This is a genomic window from Selenomonas ruminantium subsp. lactilytica TAM6421 (assembly GCF_000284095.1).
Taxonomy (GTDB): domain Bacteria; phylum Bacillota; class Negativicutes; order Selenomonadales; family Selenomonadaceae; genus Selenomonas_A; species Selenomonas_A lactilytica.
The window spans coordinates 2,122,506-2,138,740 of the sequence record NC_017068.1 but is presented as its reverse complement, the minus strand read 5'-3'; the positions used below and the strand labels follow the sequence as shown (position 1 = coordinate 2,138,740).

At 52.7% G+C, this 16,235-nt stretch carries 12 protein-coding genes and 1 tRNA gene; 11 read left to right on the top strand and 2 right to left on the bottom strand.

The genetic code is table 11. The features are described 5' to 3' along the window. The first annotated feature begins 9 nt into the window (after positions 1 to 9). Positions 10 to 939: a YitT family protein gene (locus SELR_RS10490; protein WP_041914387.1), complete on the top strand. Its 930-nt coding sequence runs from the start codon at positions 10 to 12 to the stop codon at positions 937 to 939. A 71-nt stretch (positions 940 to 1,010) separates the two neighbouring features. Next, the gene (gene leuS / locus SELR_RS10485) at positions 1,011 to 3,485 is read left to right on the top strand and encodes a leucine--tRNA ligase (protein ID WP_014425202.1); all 2,475 of its coding nucleotides are present in this window, start codon (positions 1,011 to 1,013) and stop codon (positions 3,483 to 3,485) included. Between the two features lie 71 nt (positions 3,486 to 3,556). Here the strand turns inward: leuS and SELR_RS10480 are convergent, their stop codons facing one another. Next, positions 3,557 to 4,867: a flagellin N-terminal helical domain-containing protein gene (locus tag SELR_RS10480; protein WP_014425201.1), complete on the bottom strand. Its 1,311-nt coding sequence runs from the start codon at positions 4,865 to 4,867 to the stop codon at positions 3,557 to 3,559. Between the two features lie 224 nt (positions 4,868 to 5,091). Between SELR_RS10480 and SELR_RS10475 the strand changes: the two genes are divergently transcribed. Next, complete coding sequence (locus SELR_RS10475; RefSeq protein WP_014425200.1) at positions 5,092 to 5,268, top strand: YjfB family protein; 177 nt, start codon at positions 5,092 to 5,094, stop codon at positions 5,266 to 5,268. 83 nt (positions 5,269 to 5,351) lie between these two features. Here SELR_RS10475 and SELR_RS10470 read toward each other — a convergent pair. Continuing rightward, positions 5,352 to 5,427, bottom strand: a tRNA-Ala gene (locus SELR_RS10470). Positions 5,428 to 5,587: 160 nt separating this feature from the next. Between SELR_RS10470 and ylqF the strand changes: the two genes are divergently transcribed. The 8 genes from ylqF to SELR_RS17830 all read left to right on the top strand — a co-directional run bounded on the left by ylqF (position 5,588) and on the right by SELR_RS17830 (position 16,191). Beyond that, entirely contained in the window at positions 5,588 to 6,481 is an 894-nt protein-coding gene (gene ylqF / locus SELR_RS10465) for a ribosome biogenesis GTPase YlqF (RefSeq protein ID WP_014425199.1), read from the top strand. Next, positions 6,474 to 7,262 carry a ribonuclease HII gene (rnhB, locus tag SELR_RS10460; protein ID WP_014425198.1) on the top strand — a complete coding sequence of 263 codons (789 nt, stop codon included), beginning with the start codon at positions 6,474 to 6,476 and terminating at the stop codon, positions 7,260 to 7,262. Before ylqF ends, rnhB begins: the two co-directional genes overlap by 8 nt. 35 nt (positions 7,263 to 7,297) lie before the next feature. Next, positions 7,298 to 10,288, top strand: a complete 2,991-nt coding sequence (locus SELR_RS17835; protein WP_158645807.1) for a mediator complex subunit 15 domain-containing protein — start codon at positions 7,298 to 7,300, stop codon at positions 10,286 to 10,288. Between the two features lie 83 nt (positions 10,289 to 10,371). Further along, the gene (locus SELR_RS10445; RefSeq protein WP_014425196.1) at positions 10,372 to 10,704 is read left to right on the top strand and encodes an EscU/YscU/HrcU family type III secretion system export apparatus switch protein; all 333 of its coding nucleotides are present in this window, start codon (positions 10,372 to 10,374) and stop codon (positions 10,702 to 10,704) included. 33 nt (positions 10,705 to 10,737) lie between these two features. After that, positions 10,738 to 11,100, top strand: coding sequence for a YraN family protein (locus SELR_RS10440; protein ID WP_014425195.1), 363 nt, complete (start codon positions 10,738 to 10,740; stop codon positions 11,098 to 11,100). A gap of 15 nt (positions 11,101 to 11,115) precedes the next feature. Next, positions 11,116 to 12,636 (top strand): YifB family Mg chelatase-like AAA ATPase, encoded by a 1,521-nt coding sequence (locus SELR_RS10435; RefSeq protein WP_014425194.1) that lies wholly within the window; start codon positions 11,116 to 11,118, stop codon positions 12,634 to 12,636. A 151-nt stretch (positions 12,637 to 12,787) separates the two neighbouring features. After that, a complete protein-coding gene (locus SELR_RS10430) occupies positions 12,788 to 14,104 on the top strand; it encodes a YjiH family protein (protein ID WP_014425193.1) in 1,317 nt (438 codons plus the stop codon). An 80-nt stretch (positions 14,105 to 14,184) separates the two neighbouring features. After that, positions 14,185 to 16,191, top strand: coding sequence for an ATP-binding protein (locus SELR_RS17830; protein WP_014425192.1), 2,007 nt, complete (start codon positions 14,185 to 14,187; stop codon positions 16,189 to 16,191). The last annotated feature ends 44 nt before the right edge of the window (positions 16,192 to 16,235 follow it).

The following is a 16,235-nucleotide window of genomic DNA, read 5'->3' as shown; positions in this document are numbered from 1 at the left end:
AATGAATGTATGTTGCGGAACGAGTTTATGAAACAGGCTTTGCGCTACCTGCAGATTACCCTGGGGGCGCTGATTGTCTGTTTGGGGTTTAACCTCTTTATTATCCCTGCCCATCTGTTGACCGGCGGGATCAGTGGTATTGCCTTGATTATCTACTATCTGACAGGGTTGCCGGTCGGTATGCAGAATATCGTCTACAATCTGCCGATTCTGTATCTGGCCTATCGGGTGTTTGGCCGGCTCTATGCCTGGGATACCATTGTGGGCACGGTGGTACTGTCCCTGATCCTCGATGCCACCCATTTTATGGTGGCTTGGAACATCACCCAGGATGGCATGCTCAATGCCATCTTTGGGGGCGTGTTGGCGGGCATCGGCTTTGGCATCATCTTCCGGGCCAATGCCAATACCGGCGGTCTGGATGTGCTGGGGGCCGTGGCCAAGAAGTTCTATTCTTTGGATATGGGAACCTGTATCTTTGTGATGAACTTCATTATCGTCATGGCTTCAGCCTGGATGTTCAGCATGGATGAAGCCCTCTATACGCTGGTATCCATCTATGTGACGGCAGAGCTCACCAATCGTGTGGCAGCCGGCCTGAACCGGGAAAAGTCGATTTTCATCGTATCTCCGGCGGCAGAGCGTATCTGTCAGGAAATCATGGAAAATGTTCATCGCGGTGTGACCTATCTCGATGGCAAGGGCGGCTTTTCCCGGGAGAATAAGGAAGTCCTGTTCGTTGTGGTCCGCCTGACGCAGGTCAGCCGGGTTAAGGCCATCGTTGACCATTATGATCCTCAGGCCTTCATGATCGTGTCCGATACTTCCGAGGTGTCCGGCAAGGGCTTTACATTGGCTTGCGAGAGCTATCAGGATGCCCGCCGTAAATGGCTGGAGGAACAGGAAAGACAAAGGGAAATTGCCAGTGGACAAATGTAACAAAGGTTGCGATTTAGTCTGATGTAGGTTATAATACATCTAATTGTGAAACAAATTAGGAGGAGATTAGCTTGGATAAGTATTCACCACAGGAGATAGAAAAGAAATGGCAGGACAAATGGGAAGCCGATTCTGCCTTTAAGACGGAGATGGACGAGACCCGTCCGAAGTATTACGCACTGGAGATGTTCCCGTATCCTTCGGGCAATCTGCATATGGGCCATGTCCGTAACTACTCCATCGGTGATGTGATGGCCCGCTATAAGACCATGGAGGGCTTCAATGTGCTTCATCCCATGGGCTTTGACTCCTTTGGCATGCCGGCAGAAAATGCTGCCATCAAACATAATGTAAAACCCTCTGACTGGACTTTCTCCAACATCGAGAACATGAAGCGCCAGCAGCGTTCCATGGGCCTGTCCTACGACTGGGATCGGGAAGCCATCACCTGCACTCCGGAATACTACAAGTGGACCCAGTGGCTCTTCGAGCTCTTCTACAAGAAGGGCCTGGCCTATAAGAAGAAGGCTTCCGTCAACTGGTGCGATACCTGCGGTACGGTTTTGGCCAATGAGCAGGTTATCGACGGCAAGTGCTGGCGCTGTGACTCCGAGGTTCAGAAGAAGGACCTGTCCCAGTGGTTCCTGAAGATTACGGATTATGCCGATGTGCTCCTCAAGGACCTGGACAAGCTCAAGGGCTGGCCGGAACGCGTCAAGACCATGCAGGACAACTGGATTGGCCGCAGTGAAGGTCTGGAATTCGAGATGCCTGTAGAGGGAATGGAAGAAAAGCTTTCCGTTTACACCACCCGTCCTGACACGGCTTATGGTATCACCTTCGTGGCCCTGGCCGCTGAGAATCCGCTGGTGGAGAAGATCTGCGAGAACAACCCGAAGGCTGCCGAAATCAAGGCTTTCTGCGATAAGGTCCGCAATCAGTCCGAAATGGAGCGCACCTCCAGCGAATCCGAGAAGGAAGGCATCTTCACGGGCGTTTATGCCATCAACCCCTTCAACGGCAACAAGGCCCAGCTCTGGGTGACCAACTACGTGCTGGCTGATTACGGCACAGGCGCTGTCATGGGCGTGCCCTCCGGCGACCAGCGCGACTGGATGTTTGCCAAGAAGTACGACCTGCCCATCATCCTGACCCTGCAGCCGAAAGGCAAGGAGCTGAAGCTGGAGGAAATGGATGCGGCTTACACGGATAAGGACGGCGTTCTGGTGAACTCCGGCAAGTTCACGGGTATGGAAATCCACAAGGCCATGAGCGGCATCATCGACGAAGCTGAAGCTCAGGGCTTCGGCAAGCGCAAGGTCAACTACCGTCTGCGCGACTGGCTGATTTCCCGTCAGCGCTATTGGGGCGCACCGATTCCGGTCATCCACTGCCCGCACTGTGGCGAAGTACTGGTGCCGGAAGAAGATCTGCCGGTTCGTCTGCCAGAGGATGTTTCTTTCGACAGTGGCGCTTTGTCTCCGCTGGCCACCAGCGAGGCCTTCGTCAACTGCAAGTGCCCGAAATGCGGTGCTGATGCCAAGCGCGAAACGGATACCATGGATACCTTTATCTGCTCTTCCTGGTATTATCTGCGCTATACGGACCCGAAGAATGACAAGGCTCCTTTTGCCAAGGATAAAGTCAACTATTGGGCACCGGTTGATCAGTATATCGGCGGTATCGAGCATGCTATCCTGCATCTGCTGTATTCCCGCTTCTTTACGAAGGTGCTCCACGATGCCGGCCTCGTGGACTTCGATGAGCCTTTCTCCAACCTGCTGACCCAGGGCATGGTGCTCAAAGACGGCTCCAAGATGAGCAAGTCCAAGGGCAATGTGGTTTCGCCGGAAGAGATCATCGCCAAGTACGGTGCCGATACGGCCCGTCTCTTCATCCTGTTTGCGGCACCTGTTGACCGTGACCTGGAATGGAGCGATCAGGGCGTCGAAGGCGCTTTCCGCTTCCTGGGCCGCGTATGGCGTATCCTCGACCATTTCGAAGATATGGTCAAGGCCGGTAAGGATGAATACGATGTAGCTGCCCTGACCAAGGAAGAGAAGGAACTGCGTCGGGTGCTCCATGTGACCATCAAGAAGGTTACGGAAGATATCCGCGATCGCTTTATGTTCAATACGGCCATTTCCTCCATCATGGAATTGGTCAATGCCGCTTATGCTTTCCAGGATAAGGAACTCAATGCCGGTCTGGCCCGTGAATTTGCCGCAGCGCTCATCAAGATGCTGGCTCCCTTTGCTCCTCATATCACGGAAGAGCTCTGGAGCAACCTCTTCGGTGAAGGCAGCGTCCATCAGCAGCAGTGGCCGAAGTACGAAGAAGAGGCTACGAAGCTGGCGGAAATCGAGATCGTGCTGCAGATCAACGGCAAGGTAAGAGACCGCATCACCCTGCCGGCTGATATTGACAGAGCGGCGATGGAAGAAGCTGTCAAGGAACTGCCCCGTGCCAAGGAACTCACCGAGGGCAAGACCATTGTGAAAGTTATCTGCGTGCCGAAGAAGCTCGTGAATATCGTTGTAAAATAAACTGATAAAACAAAAGCAGTGAAAAGTCACAAGATGGCTTTCACTGCTTTTTATTTACGTTATTTACGCTATTAGCTTTGCAGCAGGCTGAGGAACCAGCCGGCCTGATGATTGTTCTGGGCCAGCATGGCCTGGGCTGCCTGCAGCAGGATGTTTTCCTTGGTGAATTCTGTCATCTCCTTGGCCATATCTGCGTCAAGGATCGTGGACATGGCGGCGGTGAGATTTTCGCTTTCTGTGGTCAGGTTGCTGATGGTGTAATCCAGACGCATGGACATGGCACCAATGGTGGTTTGCTGGGCAAGCGCCCGTTCCAGGGCCCGATCCAGAACAGAGAGTGCGGCGTTGGCACTTTTCTGTGTGCTTACATCCAGCCCATGGCCTTCCTTGCTGACAACTCCGAGACTATAACCACGCATATCGCCGATGGCGCTGGTCATGCCCCGGTTGGCATCGGCACTGGTGGCGGTGTAGAAAAGACCGCTGGACTGTTTGTCTCTGGGTTCGATGCTTTCGTGGAAATCATTGAGGGCTGTGGTGGCGGACTTTTTTATCTGTCCGTCCTTGTCTGTAACGCTGATGGTAAGGCCGGAGATGGCACCATCCAGACCGGTGGCAGCGGCAGCGAAGGAAATGGCATTTTCATTGTCTGCAGTATAGACGGTATTACCGGCAGAGTCAGTGCCTATAAGGCTGGTATCCTGCAGGGCTCCGGCGTCAAAAATCGCTCCATCAATGTTGTTGAACTCCGTCAGCATATCGGCAAGAGTGGTAGTTCCGGCGCTGTAACTTCCGTAATAAGTATGGCCGTTCTTCACATAGGAAAGGTTTATGGTATCGGTGGCCAGTATGTTCAGGCTGTCACCATCCCGCCGCTTGAGGTCCGTCAGTTTGGAGCCGGCAGTGGTATCTGTGGACAGGCTTTGGTTGGTCATCACCTGAGCCGTGTCCAGGGCAGGGGAATTCAGGGAACCATCCAAAAGGATTTTCCCATTGAACGTAATATTTGCATTGTCATCGATTTGGTCGCCATACTGATCAAACAGCTTCTGTATTGTGCGGCGGTCGCTGTCTGTACAGGTGTCGCTGGCAGCTTCAATGGCTTTTTCCTTGAGATTGCGCAGCAGGTCAATCGTGGAATTGATACCGCCTTCGGCCACCTTCAGCATGCTTTGGGAAAATTGAGCATTGCGGCAGGCCTGGTCAATGCCCCGTATCCGCACGTCCATGCGTTGACCGATAGCCCAGCCGGAAGGATCATCTGCCACACAGGAAACACGCATGCCCGTGGACAGATGCTGCATATGTTTGGCCAGTTTGCTGGCGTGTGCGCCCATGATGTTCACGATTTTAGTGGACATTCCATAATGGCTGACCATCATGGTTAAGACCTCCTTGTCTTAAAAAGCAGAACATTCTATTAAGTTCATCATAGCACAAACACATTCTTTTGTCAGTGTTGATTTGATGTATACATATCAGCTACATAAATGGCTGGGACTGGCAATGTATTCCTGGATTTGGGGCTTAAGTTTCGGCTCGTTTTTACCGATATATTGAATAGCACAAGGAGGTGCGCATTCATCCAGCTGGGGAGGTGCAGGCAATGGATATGAGTATCGCCGCTTTGTCGGTGAGCATGCATCAGAATCAGGCCATGCAGGATATGGGCGTGGCAATTCTCAAGAAAGCTATGGATACTACCGAAGTGGCTACGGAGGAGATGCTGGCCGAACTGGCAGCAGATCCGAATCTGGGCGCGATGGTGGATATTCAGGCATGACAAAAGGGACTGTGAGCTTCACAGTCCCTTTTGCGCATCAGCAATAAAAAAGACCGCACAACTGCGGTCGTTAGGAGCAAAAATGGTGGAGACAAGGAGGATCGAACTCCTGACCTCTTGCATGCCATGCAAGCGCTCTCCCAGCTGAGCTATGCCCCCGTGATGTTCGCTTCGTTCGCGCCATCAACGAATATTAGTATACGGGATAATGGACGTTATGTCAACACCATTTTTAATTTTTTTTCAAATTTTTTTCAGCAGGGAAATATGGTACAATGGATAATACATAATTAAAGAGACAGTAAGGAGTTTTACAACAATGGAAAAACAGGATATCCCCAATCTGCAATGGTTTCCGGGGCATATGAAAAAGGCTCAGCGCCTGATAGAAGAAAATCTGAAACTGGTGGATGTGGTCATTGAGCTTTTGGATGCCCGCATTCCCCTGAGCAGTGCCAATCCCATGCTGGCCGAAATCATCAAGGACAAGCCGCGCATGATTGCCCTCAATAAATCGGATTTGGCGGATAGTGCCAGCACCAAGAAATGGCTGGATTATTTCAAGGCGCAGGGGGTTCCCGCTGTGACCATTGATTCCATGAAGGGCAAGGGCATGAAGCAGCTCGTGAAGGTGGCGGAAGATCTGGCCCGTCCCAAGACGGAAAAATTTGTCAGCAAAGGGGCAAAGCCCAGAGCAGCCCGCTGCATGATCCTGGGCATTCCTAATGTGGGCAAGTCTTCCTTGATCAACCGGCTGGCTGGTGCCGTAAAGGCCAAGGCTGCCGATAAGCCCGGTGTGACGAGAGCTAAGCAGTGGATCAAGATTGGCACGAATCTGGACCTGCTGGATACGCCGGGGATTCTCTGGCCGAAGTTTGAAGATCAGACCGTGGGGCTGAAATTGGCCTTTACAGGGGCTATCAATGACGATATCTATGACCGTGAACAGGTGACGGCACTGCTTCTGGGTATCATGCGCCGGGATTATCCGGAACGTCTGGCCGAGCGCTTCAAGCTCAAGGACGATGTGCCGGATAATGGCCTGGAAATACTGGAACTCATTGGCCGCAAGCGTGGCTGTCTGGTAAAAGGCGGCGTGGTGGATCTGGAAAAGGCCCAGAACATCGTCCTGAATGAATTCCGGGCAGGAAAGCTTGGTCTGGTTACTTTGGACGAAATTCCCGCAGAAGATGGAGAAAAAAACATTGAATGATTTAAAGAATTATACGATAAAACAAGTAGAGGAGTTTTTTGTCCGGGGGCAGGTGGATGAAGATTTTTTAGCCGCCTGCCAGCAGGACAGCCGCAAGGCCGTAGGCACCCTGCTGCGCCGCTATCAGCGGGAACAGGAGGACAGGAAGAGGGTAGCGGCTCTCTACCGTTATGAGCGGGAGTTCTGGAAGAAAGGCTGTGAATTTGTGGCTGGTGTGGATGAAGCCGGCCGCGGCCCGCTGGCAGGTCCGGTATCTGTGGCGGCAGTGATCCTGCCCCATGATCTGTATCTGCCGAAAATCAACGACTCCAAGAAGATTTCGGCCAAGGTCCGGGAAGAGCTTTATGACGAGATTATGGATAAGGCCATCGCGGTCAAAGCAGCTTTTGTAGATGCCAAGACTATTGACCGGGTGAATATCTATCAGGCCACAATCAATGGCATGTATGAATCCATCTTTGGCCTTGCGCAGGAGCCACAGGCGGTGCTGATCGATGCGGTGAAGCTGGAGAACCTGGATGTTCCGTTCCAGTCCATCATCAAGGGGGATGCCAAGTCAGCTTCCATTGCGGCAGCTTCCATTATCGCTAAGGTCAATCGTGATCGTTTGATGGATGCGTATGATAAAGAATATCCTGAATATGGTTTTGCGCATCATAAGGGCTATGGAACAGCGGAACATATTGCTGCTCTGCGACAGTATGGTCCATGTCCCATACATCGTCAGTCCTTTGAACCAATTCGCTCCATGGTGGAGCCACAATTTGAAGTACCCCTATAAGCAGCAATTATTTTTTTAAAAAGGTGTGATGGGAAATGCCAATGGAAGCCTCCATGAATGTGGGAATCCGCCCGATAGACAGACCGCAGGCCCCCGGTGCTGCGGAGGGAATAGGCCGTCGCGGAGATGGGGGTGGCTCGTCTGCGGCATTTAGTCCCAAAACAAATGTGGCCATTCAAACCGCAGTTGATGACATGGCAGGAATTTTGGCCAAAATTTCCAGCAATCAGGCAGAGGCCGTGGAAAAAATGCCTGCGGATCTGCAGAAACTGATCCAAAACGTCATGAAACAGGCATTTTCCTTGGAGGAGACTTTGGCGCAAGGTCTGGGCAGCACCTTGGAGAGCCAGCGTTTTTCCATGGAACAGCTCAGTTCCTTTTCCCGGATGCTGACGCAGATGGGGAAACTCATAGACCGGGGAATGAGCATGGATGTCAGCGAAACTATGCAGGTATTGCTGACGAATCTGAAGAGCATAGCAAGTACGGAACAGGGACCTGCCCTGGAGCCGGTACTTTTGACCAAGGCGGCCTTTGAGCTATTGGATAATAAGCCCTTTACGGAACTGCCCAAAGAGGTTCAGCAGTTATTGCTTACCTTGCAGCCCCAGGGAATGACGCAGGCTTTGTCAGCTGGGGAAAGCAATTCTATGGGCTTTCTGAAGCAGCTGGTGCAGTACTTTATGCCTCGTCCGTCAACGGGGAGCGAAGCAATGGGGATACAAGGCCAGCCGCAACAGTCAAATGGTCAGCCCGCAATGCCACAACAGGCAGTACAAGGCCAGCCGCAGCCTGTCAACGGTCAGCCAGTAATGCAGCAGCAAATGTTGCAGGGGCAGCCGCAGTCAGCCAATGGCCAGCCTGCAATGCAGCAGCAAATGGTACAGGGTCAGCCGCAGTCAGCCAATGGCCAGCCTGCAATGCAGCAGCAAATGGTACAGGGTCAGCCGCAGTCAGCCAATGGCCAGCCTGCAATGCAGCAGCAAATGGTACAGGGTCAGCCGCAGTCAGCCAATGGCCAGCCTGCAATGCAGCAGCAAATGGTACAGGGTCAGCCGCAGTCAGCCAATGGCCAGCCTGCAATGCAGCAGCAAATGGTACAGGGTCAGCCGCAGTCAGCCAATGGCCAGCCTGCAATGCAGCAGCAAATGGTACAGGGTCAGCCGCAGCCAGTCAATGGCCAGCCTGCAATGCAGCAACAAATGTTGCAGGGTCAGCCGCAGCCCGTCAACGGTCAGCCGGTAATGCCGCAACAAATGGTACAGGGTCAGCCGCAGCCTGTCAATGGACAGCCAGTAATGCAGCAGCAACAGGTGATGCAGGGTCAGCCGCAGCCAGTCAACGGTCAGCCGGTAATGCCGCAACAAATGGTACAGGGTCAGCCGCAGCCCGTCAATGGACAGCCAGTAATGCAGCAGCAAATGGTACAGGGTCAGCCGCAGCCAGCCAATGGACAACCGGCAATGCAGCAACAGGCGGTACAGGGTCAGCCGCAGCCAGCCAATGGACAACCGGTAATGCAGCAACAGGCGGTACAGGGTCAGCCGCAGCCAGTCAATGGTCAGCCGGTAATGCCGCAACAAATGGTACAGGGTCAGCCGCAGCCTGTCAATGGACAGCCAGTAATGCAGCAGCAACAGGTGATGCAGGGTCAGCCGCAGCCAGTCAACGGTCAGCCGGTAATGCCGCAACAAATGGTACAGGGTCAGCCGCAGCCAGTCAATGGCCAGCCGGTAATGCCGCAACAAATGGTACAGGGTCAGCCGCAGCCAGCCAATGGCCAGCCGGCAATGTCGCAACAAATGTTGCAGGGTCAGCCGCAGCCAGCCAATGGACAACCGGCAATGCAGCAACAGGCGGTACAGGGTCAGCCGCAGCCAGTCAATGGTCAGCCCGTAATGCAGCAACAGGTGATGCAGGGTCAGCCGCAGCCCGTCAACGGCCAGCCAGTAATGCAGCAGCAACAGGTGATGCAGGGTCAGCCGCAGCCAGTCAACGGTCAGCCGGTAATGCAGCAACAGACGGTGCAGGGTCAGCCGCAGCCTGTCAATGGACAGCCAGCAATGCAGCAACAGATGGTGCAAGGCCAGCCATTGATATCAACCGGTCAGATGATGGGGCAACCAGTTCTGACTGGTCAAAATAGCGCTGGTCAGTCAATGGGGACGAACAATATGCAAAGCCCACAGTATATCCAGCAGGATATGGATAGTGAGGTGTTGTCCACAAATGATCAGGTGCAGCGGCCACAACGGGCGGCTATGCAACAGGCAAGGGATCAGTTGATCAATCAGACTATGGAAAATACACCGCAGACCATGAATGCCCTGCGGGATTTGGCGCAGATGCTTTTGAAGGATGGCAATCTGACGCAGAAGGATGCTCTGTTGATGCAGAGTTTCATCAATGGTAAGGAAGCTTTGATGAATGCGAAGGAAGCGCAGCAGCTTCAGCAATTGATCCGTTTATGCCAGGCTAATGTGCCTGCCACGATACAACAGGCTGCACTGCAGCAGAATATTCCTGATTTGCCGCGGCTTTGGGCTTTTATGCAGCTTTGCGATATGGCCTATACCAGGCAGATGACGGCTCGGCAATTGAAGCGGGCGGGGAAAGATGTGGCGGCCTTTGTGCTCTCCATGCGTAACTCCATGACGGGGGATAACAGCGTGGTGCCTGGTCAGCGGTCTTTGAATTTCATGATGCCCATGTATATGGGAGAAGAATCCACTTATCCGGCATATATCCACGTCTATGATGAAAATAAACAGGATCCGGAAACTGGGGAAATGAAGAAGGAAACCTGGCTCAGGCTTTGTGTGCTGACGGATAATATCGGAGCGGTGGAACTCACCTGCCGGGTTTATCAGGAAAATCAGCTGGATATACGGCTCTTTTTCTCCAGCACAGAGACAGCCAACGAGTTTCGGGCAGAGGCTGATGCTTTGCGTGATTCCCTGAAGGATGGCAAGCTGCGTTTAAAGGAGCTGAAGATCGGAGCTGTCGGAGAACGGCGTTTTATGTAAGACATGTCTATATGTCCTTGACACATGGACGTTTGTGGCATAGAATAGAATCAGTGAAGGAACACTCAGGCAGGTGAACAGGAATGGAAAATGAGCAGGTACCGCTGAGAAGAGAAATAGAAATGGACCCCGATGCCCCCCAGCAGGCCGTGGCATTGAAATACGATATGGAGCGGGATACCGCGCCCCGAGTGGTTGCCAAAGGCCGCGGCCATGTGGCGGAAAATATTCTGGCTGCTGCCCAGAAAAATGCCGTTCCTGTTTACCAGAATAAGTCTTTGGTTAATATGTTGATGGCGTTGGAGATCGATAGGGAAATTCCGCCGGAACTCTATCGGGCCATCGCTGAAGTTATGGCCTATGTGTATCGCATTGACAAGAAGGCCAAGAAAAATAAGCCTGGACCGCGGCTTTAAGCATTTCATAGCGCATTAAAGAAAGGCAGTTATATGAAAAATCAGATCCTGGGCAGTCAAGGAGAACAGGTGGCGGCAGATTTTCTGGTTCGTCATGGCTACGAGATTTGTGCGCGCAATTTCCGGGTACCGGTGGGAGAGGTTGACATTATCGCCAGACAGGGGGATGTGCTGGCTTTTGTGGAGGTCAAGACCCGTCGTGGCATTCGCTATGGGACACCTGCACAGGCTGTGAATTTTCATAAACAAAAGAAAATAATTCAGACCGCCTATTGGTTTTTACGGCAGAAACATTTAGAGGATAAGTGTTTCTGCCGTTTTGACGTGATCGAAGTCTATGCCCTGCCGGAAGGTAAATGGCGGATTCATCATCTGGCGGGAGCTTTTGAACAATAGATTGGGAGGGATTGGATGTTTGCGAGAACTTTTGGAGCTACGACTTTGGGGGTGGACGGGCTGATCATCGATGTGGAGGTCGATGCAGCGGCAGGCCTGCCTGGCTTTGATATAGTAGGATTAGCCGATGCACTGGTCAAGGAGGCCAAGGAGCGGGTGCGCACGGCTATCCGCAATTCCGGCATCCAATTGCGACAGGAAAAGGTTACCGTCAATTTGGCTCCAGCCGATGTGCGCAAGGACAGTTCCGGTTTGGATTTGCCCATCGCTGTGGGACTGCTGGCAGCTTATGGTCTTGTGTCAGCGGCTACTTTGGATAAGTATCTCTTTGCCGCAGAATTGTCCTTGGAAGGAGATTGCCGGGGAATCCGGGGAATTTTGCCCATGGCGGTAAAAGCTAAGGAGGCAGGTTTTCAGGCGATATTTGTGGCCAGGGATAATGTCAATGAGGCATTGCTGGTGGAGGGGCTGGAAGTCTACGCTTTGGATAATCTGCAGCAGCTGGTTCAGTTTTTGACCGGTCAGGAACGATTACTGCCTGCGCAGCCAGACGTGTTGACCGCAGCGGAACCGGAGTTCAAGGATGATTTTGCTGATGTGCAGGGGCAGTTTCAGGCCAAGCGGGCTTTGGAGATTGCGGCAGCGGGGGGCCATAATGTGTTGATGGTGGGACCTCCGGGAGCCGGCAAGACCATGCTGGCCCGGCGGATGAGTACGATCTTGCCGCCTTTGATCAGGGATGAGGCCTTGGAAGTGACGAAAATCTACAGTATTGCAGGCTTGCTGACCGGTCATGGACTGATTAAGGAGCGGCCTTTTCGCAGCCCCCATCACACCAGTTCCATGACGGCTTTGATTGGCGGCGGCAGCGTGCCTCGTCCCGGCGAGGTCACCTTGGCTCATCATGGCGTGTTGTTTCTGGATGAACTGCCCGAATTCAGCAAAAAGGCGTTGGAAGTCCTTAGGGAGCCATTGGAGGACCGTCAGATAACCGTTTCCCGCGTGCATGCATCCGTGACCTTTCCCTCAAGTTTTGTGCTGATTGCCAGTGCCAATCCCTGTCCCTGCGGCATGGCGGGTTCGCCGGACCATACCTGTCAGTGCACGCCCTATGAAATCAAGCGCTATACCCAGAAGATTTCCGGCCCCCTGCTTGACCGTATCGATATTCATATCCGGGTGCCGCAGGTGAAATATGAGGAGCTTTCCGCCAGGAAAAAGGCAGAATCCTCGGCGCAGATCCGCCAGCGGGTAGTGGCGGCCAGAGAAATCCAACTGCAACGGCTGGCAAAATATCATCTGTTCTGCAATGCGCAGATGAATCATGCTCTGCTGCAGAAGTTCTGCATCCTGGAACCACAGGCGCAGGCGCTTTTAGCCCAGGCCTTCAAAAGCATGAAGCTTTCCGCCCGGTCATACGACCGCATTGTAAAGGTGGCCCGCACCATAGCTGACCTGGCTGGCGAAGAAAATATCATGGCGGTTCATATTGCCGAGGCGATACAGCTAAGGAATGACAAGGACTTTGGTCTGTGATGGTTGTTTATCGCAGGTAAGACAATTGAACAGGATGAATGCAGGACACAGTTTTTGTGAATAAAAATGCAAAAAATGCGTGACAAGGAGACAAGAACGGTGTAAAATAGGTGTTGCTGTAAATTTATGCATTAAAAGTGAGGAAAAATACATGACATGGATTAAGTTTGTGGCCGGTGCCTTGTTCGGCATGGGCATGTTCCTGTTCCCCGTGGGAGGCGGTGATGGCTTTTCCACGCCGGTGGGGGTATTGACGGAATGGCTGGAAAAGCTGATTACAGCCAATGTGCCTTGGTTCCTGTATCTGCTGGTAACGCTTTCGGCGGTGGGCGCGCTGGTCAGCCGGTTCTATCTGCCGGATTTTGTGGCGAAGCGTTCCTGGCTGGCCGGATTGTTTACGATTTCCTGGCCCTATCTGCTGACGCGGCTGGTGGCTCTTTTTGTCATCATCTGCGTGGGGGCAGAGGTGGGGCCGGAATGCGTGCGCAGTGCGGATGTGGGCGGCAGCATGGTAGGTTTGTCCCAGACTTTGGTGGCACTGGCCTTTTCGCTGAGTTTTGTGCTGCCCTTCTTGACGGATACGGGCATCATGGAATTTACGGGCGTTCTGCTCAAACCGCTGATCCGCCCGCTGTTCCATGTGCCGGGGCGTGCTTCCGTTGACCTGATTGCCTCCTGGCTGGCTTCTTCCAATACGGCGGTACTGATCACTGCCGGGCAGTATAATAGCGGTTACTATAGCCGCCGGGAAGCGGCCACGATCATGACGAATTTCTCGCTGGTGTCCATTCCCTTCTGTATGGTGGTAGCTGGCACCCTCCATGTGAGCAATCTCTTCCCGCTGCTCTATCTGACTGTTACGGCAGTGGGGCTTTTGCTGGCTGTCCTCTGCGTGCGCATTGCGCCTCTGGCCACGGTGGCGGAGGATTATCGCGGCGAGCCGCAGCTCAAGGAGGAAGTGCCTCAGGGCTCATCGCTGTTTGCTTGGGCCATTGCGGCAGCCTTGGAGCGGGCGGCGAAGTTTCACCTGTCTTTGGCAGTCAAAGTCGGGCTGGAAATGGCCGTGGGCATTCTCTTTGACCTGATTCCCATCGTGATTGCCTGGGGGACCATCGGTACGCTGCTGGTCAATGAGACGCCGGTCTTTCAATGGATTGCCTATCCTATGGGGCTTTATATGTGGGCTATCGGCATTCCGGATGCCTTTACGCTGGCACCGGCCACCCTCGTGGGTTTCATCGATATGTTTATCCCGGCCCTGATCACGAATGCGGAGGCGCCGGAGAACATCCGCTTCTTTATCTCGGCGTTGTCTCTGGTACAGATTATCTATCTGACAGAAGTGGGTAGCATCATTGTCAAAAGTGATGTTGGTTTGGATGTGAAGCGTCTCTTTATAGTGTTCCTGGAACGTACGCTTGTGGCTATTCCCATCCTGTGGTTGGTGACAAAATTTTTTGTGGGCTGACATTTATATCAAAGAAGGAAAATTTCTGCTCCCTACAGAATTATAGGGTAATGGTTAAAACATTACGGGAGGGAGCTCAAATGTTAGCCAATTATAAGAATAAATTTGCTAATATTGAGGATGCCTTTGCGCCGGTTTTGGTTTGTCGGAGGCATGCGGATGCTCTGGAAGTCCTGCATATTTCTGCAGGACTTTGTCATACGTTCAAAATGTCGCGGGAGGCTTTGCTGCATGGCTTAGTAATGCCGGCAAGTGAGATTGTGCATCCTGATGATCTCGTGCGGGTTTTACGCTATATGCAGCGCAGCTATCTGAATCCGGATGAATTCCAGCAATTCAGTTACCGCATGAAGCTGCCCGGCATGGTGGATTATATCTGGTTGCTGTCGGTGGTTTATGGCCAACGGCTGCCGGATGATACGATCCTGCAATATATAACCAGTCTGGATATCACGCAGGAGAGGCGGGAGCATGAGCAGCAGGAGGCAAAATTTGAGCATACCAGTGCATTGTTGGAGAAAATCCTTGACACTACCCAGACGGCGCTTTTTTGGAAAGATGCAGAGCGTCGTTTTTTGGGAGCTAATAAAGCCTTTTTGGATTATTACGAATTTCCTTCGGAGAAGGTCATTATCGGTAAGAACGATGAAGATATGGGCTGGCATAAGCAGGAGGAGCCCTTCAAAAGCGATGAGTGGCGTGTGATTCACCTTGGTGAATCGACTTATCGGGTGCATGGACAATGTATGAGTCACGGGGAAATGCGGGATATTGTGGCCAGCAAAAGCCCCTTGATTGAAAATGGCAAGATCGTGGGGCTCGTGGGCAGCTTTGAGGATGTTACCGATGAAATCCGCCGGCAGGAGCAGGCCGAAAGGCTCAATGAGCAGCTGCAGCAGGCGTTGGAGCGGGCGGAAAGTGCCAATCGGGCCAAGACAGCCTTCCTTTCCAACGTCAGCCACGATATGCGCACGCCATTGAACGGCATTTTGGGGATTGCCGAGCTGGCCAGTAAAACAGATGACATCGAAAAAATGCGGGAGTATCTGCAAAAAATCATAACCGCAGGTTCCCTGTTGAAGGATCTGATCAATGATACCCTGGAGCTGTCGCGCATTGGCAGCGGCAAAAAGCAGCTGGATCTGGAGGTAGTGGAGGCGGATCGCATGCTGGAGCGGCTGATCACGGCAATCCGCTCGTCGGCCGAGCAGAAGAAGGTTCATTTCCATATAGGGTTAGCCCTGGCAGAGTTGGGCTTTGTGCAGGTGGACCGGCTGAAATTGTCCAAGGTGCTGTTGAACCTCCTGTCCAATGCGGTGAAGTTCACCCCCGAGGGGGGCGATGTTTGGCTCCTGGGAGAAGTTTTGTCCTGTGATGAACATGAAGGCCTTTGCCGTTTTACCGTAAAGGACAGCGGCATAGGCATGTCGCCGGAATTCATTCCCAAGATGTTTATGCCCTTTGAACAGGAAAATGCCTTGTCAGCCCAGGGCGTGCAGGGCACGGGGCTGGGGCTTTCTATTGCCAAGGAGCTTTTGACGTTGATGGGCGGCACGATTGCAGTAGACAGCGTGCAGGGAAAGGGGACGACCTTTACTGTGGAAGTCAGCTTTGCCCGGGTAAAAGGGCAGCGCCATGAGAATAAAGACGAAGTAAATGAGAAAATCAATCTGGACAACCGGCAGGTATTGGTTTGTGAGGATAATGAGCTGAACCGGGAGATTGTCACCACAATCCTGGAGATGAATCACATGCAGGTGGTGACGGCAGAGAACGGGGAAGAGGGGATAAAGCGCTTTGTTGAGTCACCGGAATACCATATCGAAGCCATTTTGATGGATATCCGCATGCCGGTAATGGATGGGCTCACGGCAGCGGCACGGATTCGGCAGCTTTTCCGGAAAGATGCCGGCATGGTGCCCATCATTGCCCTGTCAGCCAATGCCTTTCAGGAGGATGTAGTGGCCTCCCGGCAGGCAGGGATGAACGATCATCTGACAAAACCCGTGGAGCCGGATATTTTACTGGAATGTCTGTCCCGGTGTATAAAGGCTTACGAGTCCGCAAGGAAGAGTGCGCAGCCATGAAAAGGGATCATGGAATTTTGCATTTTGTAAAATCGCTGCAATGT

Coding starts and splice junctions, on each gene's coding strand:
- SELR_RS10490 (WP_041914387.1), top strand. CDS start 10: ATGTTGCGGAACGAGTTTATGAAACAGGCTTTGCGCTACCTGCAGATT.
- SELR_RS10480 (WP_014425201.1), bottom strand. CDS start 4,867: ATGATGGTCAGCCATTATGGAATGTCCACTAAAATCGTGAACATCATG.
- SELR_RS10475 (WP_014425200.1), top strand. CDS start 5,092: ATGGATATGAGTATCGCCGCTTTGTCGGTGAGCATGCATCAGAATCAG.
- ylqF (WP_014425199.1), top strand. CDS start 5,588: ATGGAAAAACAGGATATCCCCAATCTGCAATGGTTTCCGGGGCATATG.
- SELR_RS17835 (WP_158645807.1), top strand. CDS start 7,298: ATGCCAATGGAAGCCTCCATGAATGTGGGAATCCGCCCGATAGACAGA.
- SELR_RS10445 (WP_014425196.1), top strand. CDS start 10,372: ATGGAAAATGAGCAGGTACCGCTGAGAAGAGAAATAGAAATGGACCCC.
- SELR_RS10440 (WP_014425195.1), top strand. CDS start 10,738: ATGAAAAATCAGATCCTGGGCAGTCAAGGAGAACAGGTGGCGGCAGAT.
- SELR_RS10435 (WP_014425194.1), top strand. CDS start 11,116: ATGTTTGCGAGAACTTTTGGAGCTACGACTTTGGGGGTGGACGGGCTG.
- SELR_RS10430 (WP_014425193.1), top strand. CDS start 12,788: ATGACATGGATTAAGTTTGTGGCCGGTGCCTTGTTCGGCATGGGCATG.
- SELR_RS17830 (WP_014425192.1), top strand. CDS start 14,185: ATGTTAGCCAATTATAAGAATAAATTTGCTAATATTGAGGATGCCTTT.